This window comes from Kitasatospora sp. NPDC101108 (assembly GCF_055584725.1).
In genome coordinates this window covers 17,721-43,970 of sequence record NZ_JBVJLM010000008.1, presented here as the reverse complement: position 1 = coordinate 43,970, position 26,250 = coordinate 17,721, and the positions used below count along the sequence as shown (strand labels likewise).

At 72.2% G+C, this 26,250-nt stretch carries 23 protein-coding genes; 7 read left to right on the top strand and 16 right to left on the bottom strand.

Going from position 1 to position 26,250, the window contains the following annotated elements:
- Window positions 1–47: 47 nt before the first annotated feature.
- Complete coding sequence (locus tag ACZ6Z8_RS19035) at window positions 48–833, bottom strand: DUF3152 domain-containing protein (RefSeq protein ID WP_465611210.1); 786 nt, start codon at window positions 831–833, stop codon at window positions 48–50.
- A gap of 186 nt (window positions 834–1,019) precedes the next feature.
- Here ACZ6Z8_RS19035 and ACZ6Z8_RS19030 point away from each other — a divergent pair, with 186 nt between their 5' ends.
- A complete protein-coding gene (locus tag ACZ6Z8_RS19030) occupies window positions 1,020–1,439 on the top strand; it encodes a DUF3151 domain-containing protein (RefSeq protein WP_465611208.1) in 420 nt (139 codons plus the stop codon).
- 85 nt (window positions 1,440–1,524) lie between these two features.
- Here ACZ6Z8_RS19030 and fbaA read toward each other — a convergent pair whose 3' ends face one another.
- A complete protein-coding gene (gene fbaA, locus ACZ6Z8_RS19025) occupies window positions 1,525–2,547 on the bottom strand; it encodes a class II fructose-bisphosphate aldolase (protein WP_030278348.1) in 1,023 nt (340 codons plus the stop codon).
- A 299-nt stretch (window positions 2,548–2,846) separates the two neighbouring features.
- Between fbaA and ACZ6Z8_RS19020 the strand changes: the two genes are divergently transcribed.
- Window positions 2,847–3,578 (top strand): DedA family protein, encoded by a 732-nt coding sequence (locus ACZ6Z8_RS19020; RefSeq protein ID WP_465611206.1) that lies wholly within the window; start codon window positions 2,847–2,849, stop codon window positions 3,576–3,578.
- Window positions 3,579–3,687: 109 nt separating this feature from the next.
- Here the strand turns inward: ACZ6Z8_RS19020 and pyrE are convergent, their stop codons facing one another.
- The 6 genes from pyrE to ACZ6Z8_RS18990 form a co-directional block, all read right to left on the bottom strand.
- On the bottom strand, window positions 3,688–4,224 hold the full coding sequence (pyrE, locus tag ACZ6Z8_RS19015) for an orotate phosphoribosyltransferase (RefSeq protein ID WP_465611204.1): 537 nt from the start codon (window positions 4,222–4,224) through the stop codon (window positions 3,688–3,690).
- Between the two features lie 65 nt (window positions 4,225–4,289).
- The gene (locus ACZ6Z8_RS19010) at window positions 4,290–5,387 is read right to left on the bottom strand and encodes an SRPBCC family protein (RefSeq protein ID WP_465611202.1); all 1,098 of its coding nucleotides are present in this window, start codon (window positions 5,385–5,387) and stop codon (window positions 4,290–4,292) included.
- 192 nt (window positions 5,388–5,579) lie between these two features.
- Window positions 5,580–7,256, bottom strand: coding sequence for a polyamine aminopropyltransferase (locus ACZ6Z8_RS19005; protein ID WP_465611200.1), 1,677 nt, complete (start codon window positions 7,254–7,256; stop codon window positions 5,580–5,582).
- A 154-nt stretch (window positions 7,257–7,410) separates the two neighbouring features.
- On the bottom strand, window positions 7,411–7,938 hold the full coding sequence (locus ACZ6Z8_RS19000; RefSeq protein ID WP_402817313.1) for a DUF2617 family protein: 528 nt from the start codon (window positions 7,936–7,938) through the stop codon (window positions 7,411–7,413).
- A gap of 675 nt (window positions 7,939–8,613) precedes the next feature.
- Window positions 8,614–9,774, bottom strand: a complete 1,161-nt coding sequence (locus tag ACZ6Z8_RS18995; protein ID WP_465611198.1) for a pyridoxal phosphate-dependent aminotransferase — start codon at window positions 9,772–9,774, stop codon at window positions 8,614–8,616.
- 123 nt (window positions 9,775–9,897) lie between these two features.
- The gene (locus ACZ6Z8_RS18990) at window positions 9,898–10,452 is read right to left on the bottom strand and encodes a type III secretion system chaperone family protein (RefSeq protein WP_465611196.1); all 555 of its coding nucleotides are present in this window, start codon (window positions 10,450–10,452) and stop codon (window positions 9,898–9,900) included.
- Window positions 10,453–10,854: 402 nt separating this feature from the next.
- Between ACZ6Z8_RS18990 and ACZ6Z8_RS18985 the strand changes: the two genes are divergently transcribed.
- Complete coding sequence (locus tag ACZ6Z8_RS18985) at window positions 10,855–11,139, top strand: helix-turn-helix domain-containing protein (RefSeq protein WP_465611194.1); 285 nt, start codon at window positions 10,855–10,857, stop codon at window positions 11,137–11,139.
- A 112-nt stretch (window positions 11,140–11,251) separates the two neighbouring features.
- Here ACZ6Z8_RS18985 and clpB read toward each other — a convergent pair whose 3' ends face one another.
- Complete coding sequence (gene clpB, locus ACZ6Z8_RS18980) at window positions 11,252–13,858, bottom strand: ATP-dependent chaperone ClpB (protein ID WP_465611192.1); 2,607 nt, start codon at window positions 13,856–13,858, stop codon at window positions 11,252–11,254.
- Between the two features lie 162 nt (window positions 13,859–14,020).
- Window positions 14,021–14,953, bottom strand: a complete 933-nt coding sequence (locus tag ACZ6Z8_RS18975) for a LysR family transcriptional regulator (protein ID WP_465611190.1) — start codon at window positions 14,951–14,953, stop codon at window positions 14,021–14,023.
- A 70-nt stretch (window positions 14,954–15,023) separates the two neighbouring features.
- Here ACZ6Z8_RS18975 and ACZ6Z8_RS18970 point away from each other — a divergent pair, with 70 nt between their 5' ends.
- The 4 genes from ACZ6Z8_RS18970 (at window position 15,024) to ACZ6Z8_RS18955 (ending at window position 19,321) form a co-directional block, all read left to right on the top strand.
- Window positions 15,024–16,178 (top strand): TDT family transporter, encoded by a 1,155-nt coding sequence (locus ACZ6Z8_RS18970; RefSeq protein WP_465611188.1) that lies wholly within the window; start codon window positions 15,024–15,026, stop codon window positions 16,176–16,178.
- 659 nt (window positions 16,179–16,837) lie between these two features.
- On the top strand, window positions 16,838–17,830 hold the full coding sequence (locus ACZ6Z8_RS18965) for a LuxR C-terminal-related transcriptional regulator (RefSeq protein ID WP_465611186.1): 993 nt from the start codon (window positions 16,838–16,840) through the stop codon (window positions 17,828–17,830).
- Entirely contained in the window at window positions 17,820–18,767 is a 948-nt protein-coding gene (locus ACZ6Z8_RS18960; protein ID WP_465611184.1) for a LuxR C-terminal-related transcriptional regulator, read from the top strand. Before ACZ6Z8_RS18965 ends, ACZ6Z8_RS18960 begins: the two co-directional genes overlap by 11 nt.
- Before the next feature lie 401 nt (window positions 18,768–19,168).
- Window positions 19,169–19,321 carry a hypothetical protein gene (locus tag ACZ6Z8_RS18955; protein ID WP_465611182.1) on the top strand — a complete coding sequence of 51 codons (153 nt, stop codon included), beginning with the start codon at window positions 19,169–19,171 and terminating at the stop codon, window positions 19,319–19,321.
- Between the two features lie 122 nt (window positions 19,322–19,443).
- Here the strand turns inward: ACZ6Z8_RS18955 and ACZ6Z8_RS18950 are convergent, their stop codons facing one another.
- The 6 genes from ACZ6Z8_RS18950 to dnaK form a co-directional block, all read right to left on the bottom strand.
- Window positions 19,444–20,061: a hypothetical protein gene (locus tag ACZ6Z8_RS18950; protein WP_396237778.1), complete on the bottom strand. Its 618-nt coding sequence runs from the start codon at window positions 20,059–20,061 to the stop codon at window positions 19,444–19,446.
- Window positions 20,062–20,633: 572 nt separating this feature from the next.
- Window positions 20,634–21,623, bottom strand: a complete 990-nt coding sequence (locus ACZ6Z8_RS18945) for a hypothetical protein (RefSeq protein ID WP_465611180.1) — start codon at window positions 21,621–21,623, stop codon at window positions 20,634–20,636.
- 190 nt (window positions 21,624–21,813) lie between these two features.
- Window positions 21,814–22,323 carry a heat shock protein transcriptional repressor HspR gene (locus ACZ6Z8_RS18940; protein WP_465611437.1) on the bottom strand — a complete coding sequence of 170 codons (510 nt, stop codon included), beginning with the start codon at window positions 22,321–22,323 and terminating at the stop codon, window positions 21,814–21,816.
- Between the two features lie 40 nt (window positions 22,324–22,363).
- The gene (dnaJ, locus tag ACZ6Z8_RS18935) at window positions 22,364–23,518 is read right to left on the bottom strand and encodes a molecular chaperone DnaJ (RefSeq protein ID WP_465611178.1); all 1,155 of its coding nucleotides are present in this window, start codon (window positions 23,516–23,518) and stop codon (window positions 22,364–22,366) included.
- Window positions 23,519–23,741: 223 nt separating this feature from the next.
- Window positions 23,742–24,359 carry a nucleotide exchange factor GrpE gene (gene grpE / locus ACZ6Z8_RS18930; RefSeq protein ID WP_465611176.1) on the bottom strand — a complete coding sequence of 206 codons (618 nt, stop codon included), beginning with the start codon at window positions 24,357–24,359 and terminating at the stop codon, window positions 23,742–23,744.
- Window positions 24,356–26,203, bottom strand: coding sequence for a molecular chaperone DnaK (gene dnaK / locus ACZ6Z8_RS18925; protein WP_402817284.1), 1,848 nt, complete (start codon window positions 26,201–26,203; stop codon window positions 24,356–24,358). The genes grpE and dnaK overlap by 4 nt, the downstream gene beginning before the upstream one ends.
- Between the last annotated feature and the right edge of the window lie 47 nt (window positions 26,204–26,250).

Here is a 26,250-nt window from a genome sequence, read left to right as displayed (position 1 = left end):
CGTTGCACTGCCGGACGGCTGCGGGCTGCGGAACGGCTGCGGGACGGCTACGGCACCGCCGGGCCGCTCAGGTAGGTGCCGTCCGCCGAGTACGGCCAGGCGTTCGGCGCGCAGCCCTTGAGGCCGTAGATCTGCTGCATCATCGCGGGCGCGGGCTTGCCGGGGCCGGGGCAGGTCTCGTGCCCGTGGCCGATCCGGTGACCGACCTCGTGGTTGACGATCAGCGCCCGGTACTCGTCCAGCGGGCCGCTGAACTGCGGTGAACCGGTGTTCCAGCGCTTGGAGTTGACGAGCACCTGGTCGCCGACGTTGCAGTTGACCTCGCCATGGGTGTCCAGCCCGGAGGCGCCGCAGATCTTGTCCACGGTGGCCGGGGAGGCGATCTTCACGGTGAAGTCGTACGAGCCGCCCGCGACCAGCTGGAAGGCGTTCTTGCGGTCGTTGGTCCAGCCGCGGCGGTCGCCGAGGATGCCGTGGATCTGCGCGGCGGCCGAGGCGGCGTCGATGCCGATGCCGTCCTCGACCTCGACCCGGTAGCGGCGCACGGTGCCGCGGCCGATGGCCTTGGCGTTGGCGGGGGCGATGCTGAAGGTGCCGGTGCCCTTGGTGGGGCCGGGGTCGGGCGCGGTGGGCGTCGGCGTGGGGGCCGTCGTCGGGGTCGCGCTCGGCGTGGCGGACGGGGCTGGAGCCGCAGTCGTCGTCGGCGCCTGCTCGCCGGGCGGGGCGACCCGGGCCTGGGCGGTCGCGGCGGGGGCCGGGGCGTCGGACGGGCGGTTCAGGGCGAAGGCGGCGACGCCCAGCAGCAGCACCGAAGCGATGAGTGCCGTGAGCATGCCAGGGCCGATCCGGCGGCGTGAACGGCGGCGACGGGGGTTGCGAACGTTCCCACGTGGAGCGGTTCGCCTGCGGGCGGATCTGGCTGCGGGCACGAGCGACACCCTGGCATGCGAACGGGTGAATGTCTACATACCTGGTATGCAGCGGTTGACCCCTGGGCCCCGGGTGGCAGACTGCACTGCATGGCGATTCACAAGAATCTTCTCGACGGCCCCGACCCGACCCTCCTGCCGGAGGACGAGCAGCCCTACCGGATGCTGGCGGAGGAGTCGGCCTCACCGACCCAGGTGGCCGCCGACTTCCCGGCCTTCTGCCTCGCCTGGGCCATGCTCGCCGACGACGCCTACGCGGCGGGCCGCTACGTCGAGTCCTACGCCTACGCCCGCACCGGCTACCACCGGGGCCTCGACCAGCTGCGCCGCAGCGGCTGGAAGGGCCACGGGCCGGTGCCGTGGGAGCACCGGGGCAACCGCGGCTTCCTGCGCTGCCTGGCCGCGCTCGCCCGGGCGGCCGGCGCGATCAAGGAGACCGAGGAGGAGGCCCGCTGCTGGCAGTTCCTGAAGGACAGCAGCGCGGAGGCCTACGCCGAGCTCAAGCAGTAGGAACCACCGAACCACCCGGACACGACCGTGCCCCCGGCGGGAGACCGCCGGGGGCACGACCGGTTTCACGCTCGCGTCAGCGGGCTCACTTCAGGCGCTTGCCGGCCGAACGCAGCTGCTCGGCGGCCTCGACCACGCGGGCGGCCATGCCGGCCTCGGCCAGCTTGCCCCAGGTGCGCGGGTCGTAGGTGTTCTTCTTGCCGACCTCGCCGTCGACCTTCAGCACGCCGTCGTAGTTGGCGAACATGTGGCCGGCCACCGGGCGGGTGAAGGCGTACTGGGTGTCGGTGTCCAGGTTCATCTTCACCACGCCGTTCTCCAGCGCGGTGGCGATCTCCTCGGCGGTGGAGCCCGAGCCGCCGTGGAAGACGAAGTCGAACGGGTCGGTCTTGCCGTACTGCTTGCCGATCGCGTCCTGCAGCTCGCGCAGCAGCTCCGGCTTCAGGACGACGTTGCCCGGCTTGTACACGCCGTGCACGTTGCCGAAGGAGGCGGCCAGCAGGTAGCGGCCCTTCTCGCCCAGGCCCAGGGCCTCGGCGGTGCGCACGGCGTCGTTGACGGTGGTGTACAGCTCGTCGTTGATCTCGTGCGAGACGCCGTCCTCCTCGCCGCCGGTCGGGGTGATCTCGACCTCAAGGATGATCTTGGCGGCGGCGGCCTGGGCCAGCAGCTCCTGGGCGATGGACAGGTTGTCGGCGAGGGTCTCGGCCGAGCCGTCCCACATGTGCGACTGGAACAGCGGGTTCTCGCCCTTGGCCACGCGCTCGGCGGAGATCGCCAGCAGCGGGCGGACGTAGCCGTCCAGCTTGTCCTTCGGGCAGTGGTCGGTGTGCAGCGCGACGGTGATGTCGTACTTGGCGGCGACGATGTGGGCGAACTCGGCGAGCGCGACGGCGCCGGTCACCATGTCCTTGTTGTGCTGGCCGCCCAGGAACTCCGCGCCACCGGTCGAGATCTGGATGATGCCGTCGCTCTCGGCCTCGGCGAAACCGCGCAGCGCGGCGTGCAGGGTCTGCGACGAGGTGACGTTGATGGCCGGGTAGGCGAACTTGCCCGCCTTGGCCCGGTCGAGCATCTCGTTGTAGACCTCGGGAGTTGCGATGGGCATGCGATCCGCTCCTGTCGGGTTGCGGCGTACGGACGGTGCTGTCCGACGCTGTGTACGCCTTCGTGACGACTCCGTGCCGGCCCGCCGACGCGCGGCGCTGCGGTGTGGCTCTCCGGCACCAAGGTTCGAGGCGACCTCCGCGGCACGGCCATGAGGGTGGTGGCCCGGCCGCGGACCGGACGCCTGTGCCATCTTCCCAGACTCGTGGCCGCAGGTCAGCAGGAGCCCGCCTGTCGGGACGTCGCCCGCGACAGCTCGGCCGGAAGTCGTCGGAAAGGTACGCCCGCTATCCTGCGCCCGTGGACTACAACCAGCTGGCCGTCAATCTGCTCGACGCCAAATCCCTGATCTCGTCCCTCGGCGCCATCGGGCTGATCGCGATCATCTTCGCGGAGACCGGCCTGCTGGTCGGCTTCTTCTTCCCGGGTGACTCGCTGCTGATCATCGGAGGCGTCGCCGCCTCGAACGCCGCCTCCTCGGTGCTCGGCGACGGCGCCAAGCTGCCGATCGCCGTCCTGCTCACCGGCTGCCCGATCGCGGCGATCGCCGGTGCCCAGCTGGGGCACCTGATCGGGGCCAAGGTCGGACCGAGGATGTTCGACAAGCCCGAGTCGAAGATCTTCCGCCGCGACTACGTGATCAAGGCGGAGGAGTACTTCAACAAGTTCGGCTCGGGCAAGGCCGTGGTGCTGGCCCGCTTCATGCCGATCATCCGCACCTTCCTGAACCCGGTGGCCGGCACCCTGGAGATGCCCGCCAGGACCTTCTTCGTGTGGAACGTCGTCGGCGGTGTGCTCTGGACCGAGTCCATGCTGCTGATCGGCTACTTCTTCGGCGACGCGCTCGCCCCGGTGATCGACAAGTACCTGATCCCGGCGGTGCTGCTGATCGTGCTGCTGTCGATCTCGCCGATCCTGGTCGAGGTCGTGCGGGAGCGCCGTAAGAAGAAGGCCGGCCTCGTCGAGGCGCCCGCCGCGGACGCCGTGCAGGGCACCGGCAGTGCCGGCGGCGGGCGGCACCGGCGCGGCTGAGGTCCCCGTTCACGGCCTCGCTGCGGATGCTTCGAGGGCCGGGTCCCGTTCCACGTGGTTTCACGTGAAACAGGACCCGGCCCTTCGTGTCGTCCGGGGTCCCGCAGGGTCAGAGGCCCAGGTCGTCCAGGGTGTACGCGGTCACGTACTGCAGGCCCTGCTCCTCGACGGCGCCCGCGCCACCGCGCTCGACGATCACCGCGACGCCGACCACCTCGGCGCCCGCCTCGCGCAGCGCCTCGACGGCCTGCAGCACCGAGCCACCGGTGGTGGAGGTGTCCTCGACCGCCAGCACCCGGCGGCCCTTCACGTCCGGGCCCTCGATCCGGCGCTGCAGACCGTGCGCCTTGCCGGTCTTGCGGACGACGAAGGCGTCCAGCTTCTGCCCGCGCGCGGCGGCGGCGTGCAGCATCGAGGTGGCCACCGGGTCGGCACCCAGGGTCAGACCGCCGACGGCCTCGTACTCCAGGTGGGAGGTCGCGTCCAGCATCACCCGGCCGACCAGCGGGGCGGCCTCGCCGTCCAGCGTGATCCGGCGCAGGTCGACGTAGTAGTCGGCCTCCTTGCCGGAGGAAAGGGTGACCTTGCCGTGCACGACGGCCTTGTCCTTGATCTGTGCCAGCAGGGCGTCGCGGTCGTTGCTCATGAGCGTTCAGTCTAGGGCCTGGCGGCCCGTGAGGCGCTCGCGGCCGGACCGGCCCCAGCGGTGCCCTAGCGGCGTCGCAGCGCCCTGACCAGCACCACGGCACCGCCCAGCAGGGCCACCGAACCACCGATCACCCACGGCACCGCACTGCGGCCACCCGCGCCCGGCACCACGATGCCGCCGGCCTCGCCGCCCCAGCGGGACGCCGCCCGGGCCCGCGCGCTGCGGGCCGGCAGCGCCGGGGCGTAGCGGCCGCGCGGCGGGGCGTGGTCCACCTCCTCGGCCGAACGGCCGACGATGCTGCGGCGGATCGGGCCGGTGAGCTCGGGCTCGTCCTCGTAGGCGAACAGGGGCTCGACGGGGAGCTCCTCGGCGACCCCGTCCCGGGGGCCGTCGCCGGCCTCCCCGGCGGCGCCGTCCGCGTCGTCGACGTCGTCCTCGTCGTCCTCGTCGTCGGCCGAGCCGGTGGGGAGGCCGAAGCGCTCGGCGTCGGCGTCGGAGAAGGCGATCAGATCGGAGAGGTCGTCGTCCAGGTCGTCGCCGGGCTGGTCCTGGTGCTCCTCGATGAAGAGGATCTCGGCGTCGGGCCCGGTCTCGTCCGTGCTCCCGTCGCCGGTCCCGATCCCGGTGCCGGTGCCGGTGCCGGCACCGGTCTCGGTCTCGGTCTCGTGCGCGAGCTCCTCGTCGCCCTCCTCCGGGGCGTCCAGGGTGTCCGGGGCGTCCGGTGAGGCGAGCGCGGTGGCGAAGCGTTCCAGCAGACGGCGACCGGCGGCGTCGAGGGTCTCGGCGTCGAACTCGGTCAGCCGGCCGGTGGCGCTCAGGTCACCCGTGAAGCGGACCGTCGCGGTGCCGTCCTCGGCGCCGTCCGTGACACTCACCCGCACGGTGGCGGTCGCCTCACCGCTGCCCCGGGCCTCCTGACCCTCGGCGAGCACGGTGAGCACCCCGTTGCGGCCCTCGATCAGCGACAGCACGCCCTTGAAGGTGATCGTGGAGCCGCCGATCCGCAGCTTCAGCCGCCCGCCGATCTCCTCGGCCGACCCGGCCCCGACCGCAGCGGGCTCGGTGCTCAGCCCCGGCACGCTCCGCGCCAGCAGCGCCGGATCCTGCAAGGCCTGCCGCACCAGCTCTGCGGACATCGGGACGACAACCTCATGCTCCATGCAACGGAGCCTACCGACTGGGCCCCGCCCGGTCCCTACCCACCACCGCCCGACTTTCCGCCACCACCCGCCCCCGCCGTCTCCGCCGCCTGCCGGGCCCCGTCGGCGGCCTCCGGCCCGGCCGGGCCGAGCGGCCTCCTGGCCCTCCGCCCATGGCCGCCGTCGGCGCGGCCTTCCTCCCTCCGCTGCCCCTCAGCGCGGCCCGAGGAGCGTGAGCGGGGCCGGGGGGCGGGCCGGCCGGAGGGCGGTGAGGCGGGCGCTGGAGCTGCGGAGGGCGTCCGGGGTGAGGGCGCGGGGTGGTGGGGCGTCGGGGGCGAGGGTGAGCGAGGGCGGGGTGGCGGCGGCGACCACGAAGGCCTGGGCGGTGTCCGGCGGGCCCGGGCGGCAGGTCGCGGTGGCGCCGCCCTCGACCGCGTACGGGGTCGTCCGCAGTCCGGCGGCCCGCAGCCCCGACTCGATCCGCCACAGGCTGCCGTTCGCGTCCCCGCCTTCCCCGCCTTCCCCGCCTTCCCCGCCTTCCTCACCCTCCCCGCCCCGGACGGCGATCCGGCCGCCGGGGGCCAGCAGCCGGGCCGCGAGGCCGTAGAACTCCTGGGAGTGGAACTCGACCGGCCCGCCGTCGGTGGGCGCGGGCAGGTCGGCGAGCACGACGTCGTACTCCTCGGCGGGCGCGCCGCGCAGCCAGGCCATCGGGTCGGCCGCGGTGGTGCGGACCCGGGGGTCGTCCAGGGAGTGGCCGTTGAGGGCGGCGAGTCCGGGGTCGGTGCCGGCGAGCCGGGGCAGGGCAGGGTCGGTGTCGACCAGCCGGACGGAGCGGACGCCCCGGTGCCGCAGCACCTCCCGCAGGGCGAGGCCGTCGCCACCGCCGAGCAGCAGGATCCGGGCGTCGGGTCCGGCGGCCAGGGCGGGGTGGACGAGCGCCTCGCTGCCCCGGTACTCGTCGGGCCCGCAGACCACGAGCCGTCCGTCGAGGTAGAGCCGGAGCGGGCCCTCGGCGGGGCCGGTGAGCACGATCTCCTGGTACCGGCTGCGGGTGGCGTAGCGGACCTGGTCGCCGTAGAGGGCGTGCCGGGCGGCGCGTTCGATGGAGTCGGAGCCGGCGGCGGCGGCCGCGAGCACGGCGAGGACGAGGGTGCAGCCGCCCCAGAGCAGCCGTCGTATCCGGGGGGCGGGTTCCTCGCGGAAGAGCCAGAGCACCACGGCGGCCCCGGCGACGGCGTTGACCGCCCCGGTGAGCAGGGCGCCGTCGCCGGGGCCCAGCCGGGGCAGGATCAGGAAGGGGAAGGCCAGGCCGCCGATCAGCGCGCCCACGTAGTCGGCGGCGAACAGGTCGGCGACCGCGCGGCCGGCGTCCTCGCGCCGGATCCGTTGGATGAGGGTCATCAGCAGCGGGATCTCGGCACCGATGAGGATGCCGATGAGGCAGGTGAGGCCGACCATCGCGGCCTGGTAGCGGCCGATCCAGGCCCAGCAGGAGTACAGGGCGAGGACGGAGAGGCCGCCGGTGAGCGCGAGGGCGCACTCGACCAGGGCGAAGGCGGTCGCGGGACGGCGGGTGAGCCGCTTGGCGAGCAGCGAGCCGAGCCCCATCGCGAACACCATGACGGAGAGCACGACCGAGGTCTGGGTGACGGTGTCCCCGAGCAGGTAGTCGCCGAGCGCCACGAGTTCGAGCTCGTAGACGAGTCCGCAGGCCGCGCAGACGAAAGCGGCCAGCAGGACGGTGAGCCGGGCGAGCCGGGGGCGGGAGCGCAGCCGGGAGCGACGGCGGGCGGGCAGGGGGATGAGGCTTCGCCCGGGCGGGGGTCGGGTGCCGTCGTCGAGGTCCACTTGCGCGTGTGCGGGCGGACCGGCCGGATGGTTGATCACGAACAAACGCTAGGGGACGTGCGGGACGGATAGCTGCGCCCATCCGACGGACAGTGAGGGCCGTCGGATTGACGAATCGTTCCTGCGTGCGATTCATGGGCTTGTGCTGGGTAGCGTATGACCGGACAGGTGGTCCCGCCCGGCCCGTGGGTCCTCACGGTCCCGACACCACCAGCGAGGAGCGGGTGCAGACCAGCTGCCCCTCCTGCGGATAGGCGTGCCAGGTCCGCCAGAGCAGCCGGTCCGGGCCGCCCTGGGTGACCAGCGCGGTGAAGGCGCTCGGGTCGCCCGGGAAGACCCCGGCGAGACCGCGCGGGTGGCCCTCGACCAGGGCCAGCAGCTCCTGGGCGCGGGCCGCGAAGTCGTGCGGCGGCAGCGCCTCGATCCGGGCGGCGAACTCGTACTCCCAGCCGCCGACCTGCTTGGCCACCCGGGCGGGCAGCGGGGTGCGGCGACCGGGCAGGCAGGCGACGGTCTCCAGGCAGTCGCCGGGGCCGGCCGAGATCACCACCTGGTGCGAGGCGCCCAGCAGCCGGAGCTGGAGGGTGCCGGAGGCGTTGGGACGGTCGCCGTCGAGTCTCAGGTCGCGGACGGCGAGAGCGGGCAGCGGGTCGCCGCCGAGGCACCAGGCCAGGTCACCGGCGCGGGTGTCCGTGTAGGAGGTCTGCAGTGTGGTGAGCATGCTCGGCTCCGCGTTTCAGCTCCGTGCGCGCCCGCCGAGCAGCACCGAGTAGGCCTAGGCGATGGCGAGGCTGTTCGTGGCTGTGCGGCCCTGGGCGCGGCCGACCGTGGAAGGAAGGATTCCGGCTGGAGATTCAGCAGCAGAGAAGCATGAATACGCCGGGTCCGTCGGTGATTTACCCAACTTTGTCAAGCATTCACCGTTTCGAGCACACCTGCTTCCCGGCTCTGATCGACCCGGTGTGCGACTTTGCACAGCGCGCGCCCCTGTCACCGGCCCATGCGCCGTGCGCGCCCGTAGTGCGCCTTTCGCGCGCTCCACGCGCCGCCGCCCTCCACGCACAGGGCGTGGAGGGCGGCCGGGAGTGCCAGGCGGGTCGCCGGATTTGCCTCACTGGCAGCAAAGAAGCAGGCTGTTCACGGGAGTTGGATACACATCAGAACTGATGTCGGACCAGAACGGCCCCCGTTCGAGGGGGGCGCGCGAACCCTCCGCCAGCGCCGTATGGGCGCAGCCCACCCTCCAAGCCCCCGCCCCCATTGCACAAAACCGTCCCAGCTGGGCTACAGCCCGCCCCCGTGACCCGCCCCGCCCGGCCCGACGGCCCGCAAGCCTCTCGGGTGGAGCCGTCAACTCGCCTCATTCGCAAGGGATTTGCGGCCCGATGAACACCCGTCAGAGCTGCTGGAGGCGGGCGACGGCCTCCTGGAGCACTTCGTCGCGCTTGCAGAAGGTGAAGCGGACGAGGCTGCGGCCCGCGTCGGTGTTGTCGTAGAAGACGGCGTTGGGGATGGCGACCACGCCGCAGCGTTCGGGCAGGGAGCGACAGAACTCGATGCCGTCCTTCTCACCGAGCGGGGTGATGTCGGTGGTGATGAAGTACGTGCCCTCCGGGGTGAAGGCGCGGAAGCCCGCCGCGGTGAGGCCGTCGAGCAGCAGGTCGCGCTTGCGGAGCAGGTCGGAGCGCAGGGTGCGGAAGTACTCGTCGGGCAGGCGGAGGGCTTCGGCGACGGCGTACTGGAAGGGGCCTGCGCTGACGTAGGTGAGGTACTGCTTGGCGGTGCGGACGGCGGAGACCAGCGCGGGGCTCGCCGTGACCCAGCCGACCTTCCAGCCGGTGAAGGAGAAGGTCTTGCCGGCGGAGGAGATGGTGACGGTGCGCTCGCGCATGCCGGGGAGGGCGGCGATGGGGTGGTGGGTGGCGCCGAAGACGAGGTGTTCGTAGACCTCGTCGGTGATCACCAGCAGATCGTGCTCGACGGCGAGGGCGGCGATCGCGGCCAGTTCCTCGGCGGTGAGGACGGTGCCGGTGGGGTTGTGCGGGGTGTTGATCAGCAGTAGCCGGGTTTGCGGGGTGATCAGGGCGCGCAGCTCGTCGAGGTCGGGGCGGAAGTACGGGGCCCGGAGGGTGAGCGGGCGACGGGTGGCGCCGGCCATGGCGATGCAGGCGGCGTAGGAGTCGTAGAAGGGCTCGAAGGCGATCACCTCGTCACCCGGCTCCAGCAGGGCGAGCAGGGCCGCCGCGATGGCCTCGGTGGCGCCGGCGGTGACCAGCACCTCGGTGTCGGGGTCGTAGGTCAGGCCGTGGAAGCGCTGCTGGTGCTCGGCGATGGCGGTGCGCAGCTCGGGGACGCCGGGACCCGGCGGGTACTGGTTGCCGCGGCTCTCGCGCAGGGCCCGCACGGCGGCCTCGCGGACCTCCTCGGGCCCGTCGGTGTCCGGGAAACCCTGGCCGAGGTTGATCGAGCCGGTGGCCGTGGCCAGGGCGGACATCTCCGCGAAGATCGTCGTGCCCATCCCGGCCAGTCGGCGGTTCAGCAGTGGCCTGGTTCCCATCGGTGGCTCCTCACGGCTCGTCGTCAGGGCCATCCTGGGGCAGCCGGGGGCCGGGGACAAGGACGGCCCGGCCGCCCGGATGTGCCGGGGGCCGGGCCGTGGGGTGCGTGCCGGGGGCCGGGATCAGGCCTCCTCGCCGTCCTCGCCGTCGCCGTCCTCGCCCTCGATCTCGTTCTGCAGGCCCAGGCGCTCGATGATCCACTGCTCGAAGCCGACCGCGGCCTGGGTCCAGTTCGCCGTGGTGGTGACGAAGTAGTCCAGGTTGACGCCGGTGCCGACGATCATCTGGGCCTCGCCGATCAGGCGGACCACGCCGTCCTCGTGGGTGTGGGTGTAGACCTTGGGCCAGAGGGTCTCGCGGTTCCACTCGTCGATCAGGTCGAGGATCTCGCCCTTCTTCTCCAGCGGGTACGCGCGGTCGTAGAAGGCGCGCACCGCGAAGAGCTCCTTCTGCTCGCCGCGGAACATGTAGTAGACGCGGAAGCCCTCCCAGGGGGCGGTGAGGTCGCCCTCCTCGTCCACGACGTGCTTGAGCTGCATCTGGTCGAGCAGCTGGGTGACCAGGGCCTGGTCCGGGACGATGATCGGCGGAGGGCCGGCCGGCCGACCGCCCTGGCCGCCGGGCTGGCCGCCCTGGGGCGCGCCGAACGACGGGATGGACGACGGGTCGATGCTCATGGGGGGTCCTCTTCCTCAGTGCACGTGGTGGCCGGCAATGAGAGGCCGCCCTTTCCACCTCTCATCCTGCCTCATTCGGGGCTCCGCTCACAGGGGCACCGAAGGGCGCGTCGATCTTCGTTCCGGGGTGCGCTCAGGCCTTCGTCACCCACGGTGGCGGGGGTGGCGGAGGCGTCCAGCCGTCGTGCCGTCGTCGTGCCGTCGCGGTGCCGTCGCGGTGCCGTGGAACCTGTCGGCGCCGGCCGGGCGCCCGGCGCGCGAGTGAGCCAAGTCACGCGCCCGGCGCGCGGGTTCGCCTGCCGTGCGGGCCGGATGCGGTTAGCGTGCGACGGAACTCACCGGGGGCAAAACCCCACTCAAACGGGCGAGTTGAGGTGGTTTGAGCTGAATGGGGGAGCGGTGATGGAGCGTACGGTGACCAGGGAGGGCGCCTCGCTCGGGACGCTGCTGCGGAACATCCGACTGGACCGGGGGATGACGCAGGAGCAGTTGGGCGAAGCATCGGGGCTGAGCGTGCGGTCGATCCGGGACCTGGAGCGGGGGGTGTCCTGCCCGCGGGTGTCCACGCTGCGGCTGCTCACCCAGACCTGGCATCTGCCGGAGTCCCAGGGGGCCGAGCTGCACCGACTGGCGCGCGCGTGGCGGGACCGCTCGCGGCAGCAGCGGCAGCGGGCCGTGGCGGAGTAGCGGCCGCTCCGCCCGGGGCGGTCGGTTTCCAGGAAAGCGGTGCGGTCGCGAACGCGGTACGGGCCGTCCCCCTCGCGCGTGCGAGGGGAACGGCCCGTACGGGGCACGGCCGCTACTTCTCCAGCGGGACCCGGCTGCGGACGGTGAGGTGGTCGCCCTCGTCGTCCCGATCGACCAGGACGGTGTCCCCGTCGTGCACCTCGCCGGACAGGATCGCCCGGGCCAGCTGGTCGCCGATCGCGGACTGCACCAGTCGGCGCAGCGGACGGGCGCCGTACGCCGGGTCGTACCCGGTGAGCGCCAGCCAGTCGCGGGCGGCAGCGGAGACGTCCAGGGTGAGCCGCCGCTCGCGCAGCCGCTCGCCGAGGCGGGCCACCTGCAGGTCGACGATGCGGCTGAGCTCGTCGGTGCCCAGCGGGTCGAAGACCACGATGTCGTCCAGCCGGTTGAGGAACTCCGGCTTGAACGCGGTCCGGACGGAGTCCAGCACCAGGGCCTTCTTCCGCTCCTCCGGGATGGCCGGGTCCACCAGGTACTGGCTGCCCAGGTTGGAGGTGAGGATCAGGATCGCGTTGCGGAAGTCCACCGTGCGGCCCTGGCCGTCGGTGAGCCGGCCGTCGTCGAGCACCTGGAGCAGCACGTCGAAGACCTCGGGGTGGGCCTTCTCGACCTCGTCCAGCAGCACCACGCTGTACGGGCGGCGGCGGACCGCCTCGGTGAGCTGGCCGCCCTCCTCGTAGCCGACGTACCCGGGCGGGGCGCCGACCAGGCGGGAGACCGAGTGCTTCTCGCCGTACTCGCTCATGTCGATCCGGACCATCGCCCGCTCGTCGTCGAACAGGAAGTCGGCCAGGGCCTTGGCGAGTTCGGTCTTGCCGACGCCCGTGGGGCCGAGGAAGAGGAAGGAACCGGTCGGGCGGTCCGGGTCGGCGATGCCCGAGCGGGTGCGGCGCACCGCGTCCGAGACCGCCTGCACGGCCTCCGCCTGGCCGATCAGGCGCTTGCCCAACTCCTCCTCCATGCGCAGGAGTTTGGCGCTCTCGCCCTCCAGCAGCCGGCCGGCCGGAATGCCCGTCCAGGAGGCGACCACATCGGCCACGTCGTCCGGGCCGACCTCCTCCTTGACCATCGAGGCGGAGGGGTCCTGGTCGGCGGCGCGGTCCTGGGCGTCGCTGAGCTCCTTCTCGGCGGCCGGGATCTCGGCGTACATCAGCTTGGAGGCACGCTCGAAGTCCCCGTCGCGCTGCGCCCGTTCGAGCGCGCCGTGCAGGTCGTCCAGCCGCTCCTTGAGCTCACCGACCCGGTTGAGGCTCTTCTTCTCCTGGTCCCAGCGCGCCGTCAGCACGCTCAACTGCTCGTTCTTGTCGGCCAGATCGCGCCGCAGCCGGGCCAGCCGGTCGACCGAGGCCGCGTCCGACTCCTTCTCCAGGGCCAGCTCCTCCATCCGCAACCGGTCGACGGCGCGCTGGAGTTCGTCGATCTCGACCGGGGAGGAGTCGATCTCCATCCGCAGCCGGGAGGCGGCTTCGTCGACCAGGTCGATCGCCTTGTCGGGCAGGAAGCGGGAGGTGATGTAGCGGTTGGACAGGGTGGCGGCGGCGACCAGGGCGGCGTCCGAGATCTGCACCTTGTGGTGCGCCTCGTACCGGCCCTTGAGGCCGCGCAGGATGGCGATCGAGTCCTCCACGCTGGGCTCGCCGACCAGCACCTGCTGGAAGCGGCGCTCCAGGGCCGGGTCCTTCTCGATCCGCTCGCGGTACTCGTCCAGCGTGGTGGCGCCGACCATCCGCAGCTCGCCGCGGGCCAGCATCGGCTTGAGCATGTTGCCCGCGTCCATCGCGGAGTCGCCGCCGGCGCCCGCGCCGACCACGGTGTGCAGCTCGTCGATGAAGGTGACCACCTGGCCGTCGGAGGCCTTGATGTCGTTCAGGACGGCCTTCAGCCGCTCCTCGAACTCGCCGCGGAACTTGGCGCCCGCGACCATCGCGCCGAGGTCCAGCGCGACCAGCCGCTTGCCGCGCAGCGACTCCGGCACGTCACCGGCCACGATGCGCTGGGCGAGGCCCTCGACCACGGCCGTCTTGCCGACGCCGGGCTCGCCGATCAGCACCGGGTTGTTCTTCGTCCGGCGGGAGAGCACCTGGACCACCCGGCGGATCTCGTGGTCACGGCCGATCACCGGATCGAGCTTGCCGTCCCGGGCGGCCTGGGTGAGGTCGGTGCCGAACTTCTCCAGGGCCTTGTAGGTGCCCTCCGGATCCGGCGAGGTGACCCGGCCGCTGCCCCGGACGTCCTTGAAGGCGGCCAGCAGCGCCTTGGGCGTCGCGCCCTGCTGCACCAGCAGCTCGGCGACCGCCCCTCCCTCGGCGGCCAGGCCGACCATCAGGTGCTCGGTGGAGACGTACTGGTCGTCCAGGTCGTCCGCGCGCTTGCCGGCCTCGGTGAGCACGGCGAGGGTGTCCCGGGCCAGCTGCGGCGCGGCGACCGTCGAGCCCATCGCGCTGGGCAGCGCCGTCAGCAGGCGGCGCGCCTCGGCGTCGATCCGGGAGACGTTCGCCCCGACCGCCTCCAGCAGGGGCCGGGCGATGCCCTCGGACTGCTCCAGCAGGGCGATCAGGATGTGCACCGGCTTGACGTCCGGGTTGCCGACCGCGCCCGCCTGCCGGATCGCGGCGGACAGGGCGTCCTGCGTCTTGGTGGTGAACTTGCTCGCGTCCACTGCTGGGGGATCCTCCCTCGTCGTCCTTCACTGCTGCCACGTACAGCATGCACTAAGTTGAGTGTAGCCCGCTCAACTTTTTTCCGGCACCCTTCCGGGCTCCTCCTCCCGGCCCTGGGGCTCCTGCCGGACCCGCAGGGCTACTCCGGAGCCGGGTGGGCCTCATCCCCGCCGCTTCGGAGGCTTGTCGGAGCTCCTGCGGGTCAGCCCCAGCAGCTCCCGGGCCGGCCCGCCCGGCCGCTGCCCGGCCGGCCACACCGCGCGCAGCGGCCGCCGCAGGTCCAGCTCCTCCGTCAGCGGGACCTCGACCAGTCGCCGGGTGGCCAGTTCCTCCACCACCGCCAGCTCGCTCAGGCAGACCGGCCCCGCCCCGGTCATCGCCGCCGCCTTCAGCGCGGTGGACGAGGCCAGTTCCAGCCGGGGCGGCACCGCGCCCCCGTACGGCGTCAGCGCCATCTCCAGCACCTCCCGGGTGCCCGAGCCGGGCTCTCGCAGCACCAGCGGGGTGGCCGCCAGCTCCGTCCCGGTCAGCGGGGTGCGGCGGCGCGCCCACCGGTGGCCGGGTGCCACCACGACCACCAGCCGGTCCGCCGCCACCACGGCGCCGGCCAGCCCGGGCGGGGTGGACGGGCCCTCGACGAAGCCGAGGTCGGCGTCCCCGGCCAGGACGTGCCCGGCGACCTCCGCGGAGTTCGCCGTCCGCAGCGTCACCGCCGTCCCCGGACTGGCCTCGGCCAAGGCCAGCAGCCAGCCCGGCATCAGGTACTCGGCGACCGTCAGGCTGGCCACCACCCGCAACTTGGCGTCCCGCCGCTCGCGCAGCGCGTCGATCCCGGCGTCCAGCGCCTGTGCCGCCTCCACCACCTGCCGGGCCCACTCGACCACCAGCCGGCCCGCCTCGGTCGGCCGGCTGCCCCGGGGCGAGCGCTCCAGCAGCGGGACGCCGATCTGCCGCTCCATGCCCTTGATCCGGGCGCTCGCCGTCGGCTGGCTCACACCCAGCTCGGCCGCCGCCCGGCCGACGCTGCCCAGCCGGGCCACCGCGAGCAGCAGTTCCAGGGCGCCCAGTTCGGGGACGTGCGGGGAGAGGGCCATAGGTTCAGCCTATGCCCTCATAGAACCGGTGGCGCTACCGGCCACCGGCGCGCTCGGCAACGGTGGGACCATGTCCACCTCGGCCGATGTCCGCCCGCTCACCCGCCCCGCCGACCGCTCCCGGCTCCCCGGCCGCTCCCGGCGCACCGGCCTCTCCCCGCTCACCCGCCCCGACCTCGCCCAGCTCGGCCCCAACTGGTACGCCGCCGTGATGGGCACCGCGATCGTGGCCAACGGCGCCGCCGCCCTTCCCGTCCGGCTGCCCGGGCTGATCGGCTTCGGCGAGGTGATGTGGGCGCTCGGCGCGGCCGCCCTGCTGGTGCTGGCCCCGGCCCGGCTGGTGCACCTCACCCGCCACCGCGAGGCGGCCAGGGCCCAGCTGCTGGACAACCCGGCCGCCGCCGTCTTCTACGGCTGCCCGCCGATGGCGCTGCTGGCGGTCGGGCTCGGCACCCTGCTGCTCGGCTCGCGGGTCATCGGCACCGGTCCGGCCGTCGCCCTGGACGCCGTCCTGTGGGGCGTGGGAACCCTGTACGCGCTGGCCGTCGCGGGCGGCATCCCGTACCTGATGATCACCCGGCACCCGGTCTCCTCCCTGGAGGCCAACCCGACCTGGCTGCTGCCCGTGGTCGCCCCGCTGGTCGCCTCCGCGTGCGGCCCGGCGCTGGTCCCGCACCTGCCCGCCGGCCTGCCGCAGCAGGCCCTGCTGTACGGCTGCTGGGCGCTGTTCGGCGTCGGCCTGCTGGCCACTCTGGTGATGCTGCCGGTGGTGTTCACCGGGCTGCTCCACAGCAAGGTGCCAGCCCTCGCGCTCACCCCCACGCTGTTCCTGGTGCTCGGCCCGCTCGGCCAGTCCGTCACCGCGATCCACCAGCTCGCCGACGCGGCCCGCCCGGTGCTGCCCGCGCTGGCGCCCGTCATGCTGCCGCTGGCCGAGCTGTACGGCGTCGCGGTGACCGGCGTCGCGATGCTCTGGCTGGCCGTCGCGCTCACCGCCAACCTGCGCGCCCGGCGGGCCGGGATGCCGTTCGCGATGACCTGGTGGGCGTTCACCTTTCCGGTCGGCACCTGCGTCACCGGCGCCTCCGCGCTCGCCCGGCACACCGGATTCGGGGGGTTCACCGGGCTGGCCGTCGGCCTCTACCTGCTGCTGGGCACCGCCTGGCTGGTGGCGGCGGGCGGTACGGCCGCCGGGCTGCTGCGCGGGCGGCTGCTGGCGCGCTGAGCTGCGGGCGGCCGGGGCTGCGGGTGGCTGGTGCTGCGGGTGGCTGGTGCTGCGGGTGGCCACCCCGCGTGGAGCGGCCACCCGCCGTCAGGGGCGCGTCACCGTTGCAGGAACGCGCAGCTGCAGGATGACGGTGTACAGCCAGCCGCCAGCCGCCGTTCCCACCCCCCGCTGGCCTCGGCCTTTACCGGAATCCGACCCGCCGTCCACGACTCCGCACCCCCGCCGGGATGCAGATAACTGCAATTGCGCGAACCTGCACTCGGGCGGCACTTGTCCACCGGCCGTCACGCTGTGAGGGTGGAGGCACGCCAGGTCGTCCGGGCACCGCAGTCCGATGGTGGCGACTTGCTCTTCAGACTGACCACGGAGGCACTTCCCGCCGCCGTGGAACGGGGGGGAAGAGCCCCGGCCGGGGTCCATGTGTGGTGATGGCCCCCGGAACCGGAGCCGGCGAGGCGTTGCTGCTCCGCCTCGACGGAAGCGCCCAGGCATTGGCGTAGTGATGGGGACCCCCGGGATCCCGGTGTGCGACGGCACCCGGCCCCGGGGGTCCACCGTCCGACCGGTACCGTGGGACGCCCCCGGCCGCCGGTACCCGCGGACCGCGCGTACGGGTGGGGGAACAGGGGAGAGGCGTCCGGCAGGGAGAGTGCGACGTGACGGCGGAACCGGCGGTCACGCCGCACCAGATGCCCGAGGGCGGCGAACCCGACGAGGCCGCACGGCAGTTGTACCTGGCGGTCATCGACCGGGGCGGCCGCATCCCGTTCGCCGACATCACCGACGAGGAACGCGCCGCACTCCGGCAACTCCTCGACATCGGCCTGGTCATGGTCAACCGGATGGACCGCTGCTACACCGCCGTCAGCCCGCGCTCCGTCAGCGACCGCCTCGGCGCCGAACTCCGCAGCGAGGCCACCCGGCTGCTGGTCCGCGCCGAGAACCTCCCCGGCGCCCTGGACGGCCTCACCCGCGCCTACGACGCGATGCCCCGCCCGTCCGGCGGCTCCGGCGGCGCCGTCCACGTCGAGGGCCACGTCCACATCCGCCAGCGGATCTCCCAACTGGTCTCCGACTGCCGCTCCGAGGTCCTCACCGCCCAGCCCGGCCAGCGCCCCGCCGACGCCCTGCAGGTCGCCCTCGCCCAGGACGTCCAACTCCTGCAGCGCGGCTGCTCGCTGCGCACCATCTACCAACCCGTCGCGCTCGCCGAACCGCCCGCGATCGCCTACGCCGAGGCGGTCACCCGGCACGGCTCGCAGATCCGGATCCTCGACGAGCCCTTCCAGCGGCTGATCGTCTTCGACCGCAGCGTCGCCGTGATCTCCGCCAACGACGACAACAGCGCCGCCGCCTTCATCAGCGACCCGGCCGCCCTCACCTACCTGATCAGCGGCTTCGAACGCGACTGGGCCCGCGCCGAGACCACCGAGGCCGCCACCGCCCTCGGCCAGGGCCCCGCCCGTACCATCCCCGACCGGGTCGGCCGCCTGCTCGCCCGCGGCCTCACCCAACGCGCCGTCGCCACCCGCCTCGGCCTCAGCGAACGCACCGTCGCCGGCCACATCTCCCGCCTCCGCGACCGCTACGGCGCCCAGACCCTCTTCCAGCTCGGCTGGCTGATGAGAGGTGCCCGGGATGACGGATGAGCCGGGCCCCGCCGAGCGCGCCCTCTACCTGGCCGCCGTCCGCGGGGGCGGACGACTGCGCCCCGAGGACCTCGGCCCCGCCGACCGCCCCACCGTCGCCGCCCTCGTCGCCCGCGGCCTCCTCACCCCCACTGCCACCGGCTACACCGCCGCCAACCCGCGCGCCCTCGGCGACCGCATCGGCGCCGAGCTCCGCGTCCGCGCCGTCCGCCTGCTGCTGCACGCCGAACGGCTCCCCGGCACCCTCCGGCCGCTCGCCCAGGCGTACGAGGCGCTCCGCGGGGTGTCCGAGCCCGACGGCCCGAGGCGTGCCGTCCGGGTCGTCGATGGCCACGACGCCACCGACATCCGCGGCCGCATCTCCGAACTCCACGCCGAATGCAGGACCGAGCTCCTCGCCGCCCGCCCCGGCCACCAGCCCGCCGACCGACTCCAGCGGACCCTCGCCCAGGACCTCGCCCTGCTCGCCCGCGGCTGCTCGCTGCGCACCCTCCACCAGCCGGCCACCCTCGACGATCCCGCCGCGCTCCGCCAGACCGCCCGCCGCACCCGGCAGGGCGCCCAGGTCCGGGTCCTCGCCGAACCGTACGAGCGCGTCCTGGTCTTCGACCGCACCGTCGCCGTCATCCCCGCCGCGGCCGACCGCAGCCGCGCCGCCATCGTCACCGACCCCAGTACCGTCGCCTACCTGGTCGCCCACTTCGAACGCGACTGGGCCCGCGCCACTCCCGCCGACCGCCACCTCGGCGCCCCCCATCCCACCACGGTGCGCATCGGCCGCCTGCTCGCCCGCGGCCTCACCCAACGCGCCGTCGCCACCCGCCTCGGCCTCAGCGAACGCACCGTCGCCGGCCACATCTCCCGCCTCCGCGACCGCTACGGCGCCCAGACCCTCTTCCACCTCGGCTGGCAGCTCCGGGGAGAACACCATGGCTGACCCTCGGCCCTCCTCGCGGTGGCCCTTCCGGACCCCGCCGCCCACGCCCGCTACCTGGCCATCCTCCGCGAGGGTGGCCGCATCCGCGCCGCCGACCTCGGGCAGGCGGACCGGGCGGCACTCGGGCGGCTGGTGGAACTGGGATCGGTAGCACCGCAGTTGCTGGACGCCGCGTACAGCGCGGTCGATCCGCGTGGGGTGATCGAGCGGATCGAGGGGGCTGCGGTACATCACCGGCAAGGAGGAGATCCGGCACACGGTCGAGCAGTTGAGCCAGGAATTCCCGGGAGCGAGCATGGCCGCCCAACCCGGCGGACCTCGCCCCGCCGCCTTTGGGAAGCACTGGCAGCTGGTTCCCGAGACCCTGTTCCAGCTGGGCCGACGGATGAGGGGAGCCCGCGATGCCTGAGCCCGACCTGCCCGATGCCGCCGCCCGCGAGCTCTACCGGACGATCCTGGCCGAAAGCGGCCGCATCCGGGTGGAGGGCCCGGCAGTGGTCGCGCACTCGCGCGGGGTCTCACGCAGCGGGCGAGTGCCGGCCGGACGGGGCTGAGCGAACGGACCGTGGCCGGTCACATCGCCCGCCTGCGTGGGGTGTACGACGCCAGACCCTGTTCCGGTCGGCCTGGCGGATGAGGGGAGCCCGGGCGGGGGAGCCCGGTGGGTGAGCTCTGCTCAGCCGGTGGCGGCACCGGTCGGCCAGTAGCCGGGGACGGCGGCCTGCTGTCGGGGGACGTTGAAGCGGTCGCCGGGGGCGGTCCAGAAGCCCTCGCGGAGGGAGAGCGCCATACCGGCCCAGTCCAGGGCGGTCTCCACGGTGTGGTGGAGGGCTTCCTGCGACCAGGTGTCGTCGAAGACCAGCGGCAGGACGGGGGCGACCTGCTCGATGGTGGCGATCAGCGGGTTGTGGGTGATGGCCTCGTCGACGAGCAGGACGATCGGCTTCCGCAGTGCCGACGCCCAACCGAGTTCGAGGCTCACCCCGGCCGAGAGCGGGGCCCCGACGTAGGCGAACACCAGGTCCGCGGACTGCAGCGCCCGGAAGTCGGACGGCACCCGGGGCTCGGGGGCCCGGCCGGCAACGGTCCAGGCGTCGCTGTGGTGCGCGCTGTACACGGCGGCACCGCTGCGGAGGAGGGTCGTGCGGAGGGTCGTCAGCCGCGTCCGGCTGGCGAGCGTCACCACACTGTCCGCGGGGCCGGTCAGCCGCATCAGCGGCGCGGCCAGGAACACACGTGCACGCCGACCCTCAGGGGCCTGGCTGTCGTGCTGACGCAGGTAGGGCTCGGTCATGTCGACTCCGGGGGAAGGCCGACCAGGGGAGTGAGCGTCGGCGGGGCGTTGGATATGGGCTGCTCTTTGGAGTGGTGCTGCTGGTGAACGACTCGGCATTTGACGGTACATTGGCAAGGTGTGGTGTCCTGCCGGACCATCGGGAGCGAACTGATCGTCCATCGCGGGGCAGTGTCACGTCCAGGGTTGGCCTGTGTCATCTGTATGCCTGGCAGGGAGATGACGCACACTCCGGAGACGGGGGGCGGGTGACAGCCTCCCTCTCGTGCGGCACTATGTGAGCCGTTATCCTGCTTGCCAGTTCTGGTGGAGATTCTCGATCGAGAGAGAGTGGAGGCGTGACTGACATGCGCCGATTTGTCCGTAAAGTTGTGATTTCCTTGGCGGTTGCCACGGCTGTGCTCGGCGTCTGCTCTCTCGCGAACGCTGCTTGCTCTCACGATGTGACCACCGTTAAGGCGGCCGTGACTGTCGCGGACGACCTCTCCTGGCAGTGAGTCCGGTCGGGCGAGGGCCTGACGGCACGCCAGGGCGGCGGAGTATTCGCTGACCGGCCGAAACCGACGGGGACGTCAGTCGGCAGGCTCCTGCGTCTTTCGGCCCAGCACGTATCCGAGCTGAAATAGCGAGTCGACTTTGTAGTCGTCTCGCATTTCGGCTATGTGCCGTGCCAGTGTTCGCTCGCTTATGCCCAGGCGGCGTGCGATGACGCGGTGATTGGTCCCTTCGAGCATCTGGTCAATGATCGTCTGGCGCAGACGGGACACCACCTGCTGTGGAACCGTACGGGCGCCATCGAACTCCAGTGCCCGACTCCAGCACCGCTCGAACACTTCCTCGACGAGGTAGTCGATGACTGCCGGGTCGTATATGAAGGCCGCGAGGCTCATGTCATCGACGATGGGGATCACGGCAACGCGTCGATCCATCACCAGGAGCCGCGTGTAGGGCTCGTCCAGGGTTCGGTACTGGCCGCCGGCCCGGGCGAGTGTGGCCACATAGTCCCTGGTCGGCTGGTGGTAGCGGGTGCTGGCGTGGTAGATCGTCCGCATCTTCGTACCGCTCCGCAGGGTTTGCAGGTCCTGCTCGATCATTCCCGAGAGAATCTCCGGGAGACGAGGGCCCCCGGGCTGGAGCGCCAGGGCTTCCTCCATGCCGGAATCTCTGAAGTGCTGCACCCGCTGGCGAATGAGGGCCTTTCCCTGGACGTGCTCGATGGAGCCCCCGGGCTGCTTCGGGGCGTGAAATTCCCGGGCGAGCTCCTGCAGTTCCGAAGGCAGGGATACGGCTCGGGACAGCAGATCCAGTGCTTGACGCTGCCATGAATTACTGAGAATTGTCGAAAGCTGGGACGGATCGGCGGCTATGAAAGTGGTCGGATCATCACTGTCGGGCACGAGGAGGCCAATCCTCACCAGCTCTTCCCGCGCGGAATCATCCTGCGCGGCATTCGGCCCGGTCGGCAGACTGCCGTCTCCTCGGATGACGGTGAGATATAGCTCTCTGGCCGCTGCTGAGAGGACGGTCGAGCCAGCGGCAAGGGGCTGTTCTCGTTCACTCATCCGCGACTCCTCGCCGTTACCGTGATACCTGTGTCCCGTCAGCGCTGCTGCTGGATGACGTTTCAGCATGCCAGATCCGCTCAGCCCTCCGGAGAGGGAATGTGACCGCACTCTCTCACCACACGCCAGCCGCCGGCACCCCCCGAACAGGAGGGAGCCGGCGGCTGGCGGGGGTGGGCAGTGCCTCGGGTCAGCGCTTGGGGCGCCAGACGACGAGGGCGCTGGACTGGGGCGTGGGGGGCTGGTAGGGGACGAGGTCGCGGCGGTAGGAGGCGTGGACGGCGGCCTCGCGCTGCTGGAGGGCGGCGGCGGCGCTTTCGAGCGAGTCGACCAGTTCGGTGATGCGGGCCTGGAGGGCGGCGACCTGGTTCTCCAGCTCGATGATCCGCTTGATGCCGGCCAGGTTGATGCCCTCGTCCTGGGAGAGCCGCTGGACCTCGCGCAGTTGCTGGATGTCGCGGGCGGAGTAGCGGCGGCCGCGGCCGGCGGTGCGGTCGGGGCTGACCAGGCCGAGGCGGTCGTACTGGCGCAGGGTCTGCGGGTGGAGGCCGGAGAGCTCGGCGGCGACCGAGATGACGTACACCGGGGTTTCCTCGGTGAGCACGTACTGCGGCGGGGCGGCCGAGCGCCGGGTGCGGCGGGGGCCGTTGCCGGGCAGGCCCTCGCCGAGCCCGGGGCCGATCGGGCCGCCGGCGTCCATCGGGTTGGTCGGGTTCATCGGGTTCGGGGACATCTGGTCGTCACGCTCCCTTCGCCGCCCGGAAGAGGGCGGCTCGCGGGTCGTCGGAGGCGGTGGCCTCGCGGTACTGCTCCAGGGCGTTCAGCGCGTCGCCGGTGACGTGCTGGGGCACCACGACCTCGACGGTGACGAGGAGGTCGCCGCGGGTGCCGTCCTTGCGGGTGGCGCCCTTGCCGCGGGCGCGCATGGTGAGACCGTTGGCGCTGCCCGGGGGCAGCTTGAGCTTGACGGCGGGGCCGTTGAGCGTGGGCACCTCGATGGTGGCGCCGAGGGTCGCCTCGGGGAAGGTGACCGGGACGGTCACGGTGAGGTTGTCGCCCTTGCGCCCGAAGACCGGGTGGGGGTCGACGTGCACGGTGACGTAGAGGTCGCCGGGCTGGCCGCCGCGTTCGCCCTGGGCGCCCTTGCCCTTGAGCCGGATCCGCTGGTCGGCCTGGACGCCGGCGGGGATGCGGACCTGCATGGTGCGGGCCGAGCTGGCCCGGCCGCTGCCGTGGCAGTCGGGGCACGGGTCGTCGACGATCATGCCCCGGCCGCGGCAGTCCTTGCAGGGCTCGGAGAGCGCGAAGGCGCCCTGGCCGCGGCTGACGGTGCCGGAGCCGACACAGGTCGGGCAGACCCGCGGGGTGGTGCCGGACTTGGCGCCGGTGCCGTTGCAGTGGCGGCAGGGGGCCTGGCTGGTCATCCGCAGGGGAACGGTGGCGCCGTCCACCGCCTCCTCGAAGGAGAGCGTCACCTCGGTCTCGACGTCCGCGCCGCGCCGGGGCTGGGCCTGCCGGGCGCCGCCGCGGCTGAAGAGGCCGCCGAAGACGTCGCCGAGCCCGCCACCGCCGCTGCCGCCCTGGCTGCCGCTGAAGAGGTCGCCGAAGTCGAAGCTGTAGCTGCCGGTGCCGGGGCCGCCGGTGCGGAAGCCGCCGTTGGCGAAGAGGCTGCGGGCCTCGTCGTACTCCTTGCGGCGCTTGTCGTCGGAGAGGACGTCGTACGCCTCGGAGATGTCCTTGAAGCGCTCCTCGGCCTTGGCGTCACCCTTGTTGGCGTCGGGGTGGAACTCGCGCGCCAGCTTCCGGTAGGTCTTCTTGATCTCGGTGGCGGTGGCGTCCTTGGGCACGCCGAGGACCTTGTAGTAGTCCTTCTCCACGTAGTCCTTGCCACTCATGCGCCCACCTCGCTGCGCTCGGCAGCCGCTGAGCGGGACACGCACGTCTTCATGGTTCGCTCGCTGCGCTCGCTCACGGCTTCCGCCACCTCCCGATGTCCATCGTCACTGCGCTGTCAACAGCCGCCGAAGGAGGAGCCGTTGACAGCGCGCTGCGGAGCCGGCCGCCGTACTGGCCGGCACGCGACTCCGCAGCGCACTGATTGTCAGCTGTCACAGGTTGTCAGCTGTCCGAGCCACCGTCGGACTCGTCCTCGCCGGACTTGGCCTCGGCGTCCGGGCCGGGCGTCGTCTGGGTGCCCGGCTGGGGCTCGGCCACGGCGACCATCGCCGGGCGGATGATCCGCTCGCCGATGCGGTAGCCGGGCTGGAGGATCTGCACGCAGGTGTCCTCGGTGACGTCCGACGAGTAGCTGTGCATCAGCGCCTCGTGCTGCGTCGGGTCGAAGGGCTCGCCCTCCTTGCCGAACTGCTGCAGGCCCAGCTTGGCGACGACCGTCTCCAGGGACTCGGCGACGGACTTGAAGCCGCCCGTCACCTCGCCGTGCTCGCGGGCGCGGCCGATGTCGTCCAGGACGGGGATCAGGGACTCCAGGATGTTGGAGACCGCGATCTCGCGGACGGTCAGCCGGTCGCGCTCGACCCGCTTGCGGTAGTTCTGGTACTCGGCCTGCAGACGCTGCAGGTCCGCGGTGCGCTCGGCCAGCTCGCGCTTGGCCGTGGCGAGCTCCTCGGAGCCCTCGCCGGCAGCACCGGCGGCGGCCTCCTCGGCGGCCTTGATCACGGCCTCCTCGGCGGCGGAGTCGTCGCCGGGCTTGCCGCCCTGCGGCTTGTCCGTCATGCCGACGCACCGCCCTTGGGCTTCTCGTCGTCCACGATCTCGGCGTCGACGACGTCGTCCTCCTTGGCCTGGGCGGACTCGCCGGCCGCGGCGGCACCGGCACCGGCGGCGTCGGCGTTGGCGTAGAGCGCCTGGCCGAGCTTCTGGGCGGTGGTGGAGACCTTCTCCGAGGCCTCGCGGATCTTCGCGATGTCCTCGCCCTTCAGGGCCTCCTTGAGCTCGCCGATGGCGGTCTCGACCTCGGTCTTGACGTCGGCCGGGAGCTTGTCGGCGTTGTCCGCGATGAACTTCTCGGTCGAGTAGACGAGCTGCTCGGCGGAGTTGCGGGTCTCCACGGCCTCGCGGCGCTTGTGGTCGTCCTCGGCGTACTGCTCGGCCTCGCGGCGCATGCGGTCGACCTCGTCCTTCGGCAGCGAGGAGCCGCCGGTGACGGTCATCTTCTGCTCCTTGCCGGTGCCGAGGTCCTTGGCGGCGACGTGCATGATGCCGTTGGCGTCGATGTCGAAGGTGACCTCGATCTGCGGCAGGCCGCGCGGCGCCGGCGGGAGGCCGGTCAGCTCGAACATCCCGAGCTTCTTGTTGTACGCGGCGATCTCGCGCTCGCCCTGGTAGACCTGGATCTGTACGGACGGCTGGTTGTCCTCGGCCGTCGTGAAGATCTCGGAGCGCTTGGTCGGGATCGTGGTGTTGCGCTCGATGAGCTTGGTCATGATGCCGCCCTTGGTCTCGATGCCGAGGGACAGCGGGGTGACGTCGAGCAGCAGGACGTCCTTGACCTCGCCCTTGAGGACACCGGCCTGGAGCGAGGCGCCGATGGCGACGACCTCGTCCGGGTTGACGCCCTTGTTGGCGTCCTTGCCACCGGTGAGCTCACGGACCAGCTCGGCGACGGCCGGCATGCGGGTCGAGCCGCCGACCAGGACGACGTGGTCGATCTCGGCGAGCGAGATGCCGGCGTCCTTGATCACGTTGTTGAACGGGACCTTGCAGCGCTCCAGCAGGTCCGCGGTCAGCTGCTGGAACTGGGCGCGGGTGAGCTTCTCGTCCAGGTGCAGCGGGCCCTCGGCGGAGGCCGTGATGTACGGCAGGTTGATCGAGGTCTCGGAGGACGAGGACAGCTCGATCTTGGCCTTCTCGGCGGCCTCGCGCAGACGCTGCAGGGCCATCTTGTCCTTGGACAGGTCGACGCCGTGGCCGGCCTGGAAGACCTTGACCAGGTGGTCGACGACGCGCTGGTCCCAGTCGTCACCACCGAGGTGGTTGTCACCGTTGGTGGCCTTCACCTCGACGACCCCGTCGCCGATCTCCAGCAGGGAGACGTCGAAGGTGCCGCCGCCGAGGTCGAAGACCAGGATGGTCTGGTCGTCCTTGTCCAGGCCGTACGCGAGGGCGGCCGCGGTCGGCTCGTTGACGATGCGCAGGACGTTCAGGCCCGCGATCTCGCCGGCCTCCTTGGTGGCCTGGCGCTCCGAGTCGTTGAAGTACGCCGGGACGGTGATGACGGCGTCGGTGACGGTCTCGCCCAGGTACGCCTCGGCGTCGCGCTTCAGCTTCTGCAGCACGAAGGCCGAGATCTGCTGCGGCGTGAAGTCCTTGCCGTCGATGTTGATCTTCCACCCGGTGCCCATGTGGCGCTTGACCGAGCGGATGGTGCGGTCGACGTTGGTGACCGCCTGGCGCTTGGCCACCTCGCCGACGAGGACTTCGCCGTTCTTGGCGAAAGCGACGACGGACGGCGTGGTCCGGGCGCCCTCGGCGTTCGTGATGACGGTGGGCTCGCCACCCTCCAGAACGCTGACGACCGAGTTCGTCGTGCCGAGGTCGATGCCGACCGCGCGTGCCATCGTAGATACCTCCACGGAAGAGTTGAGCTTTACAGGCTCAAGGATGC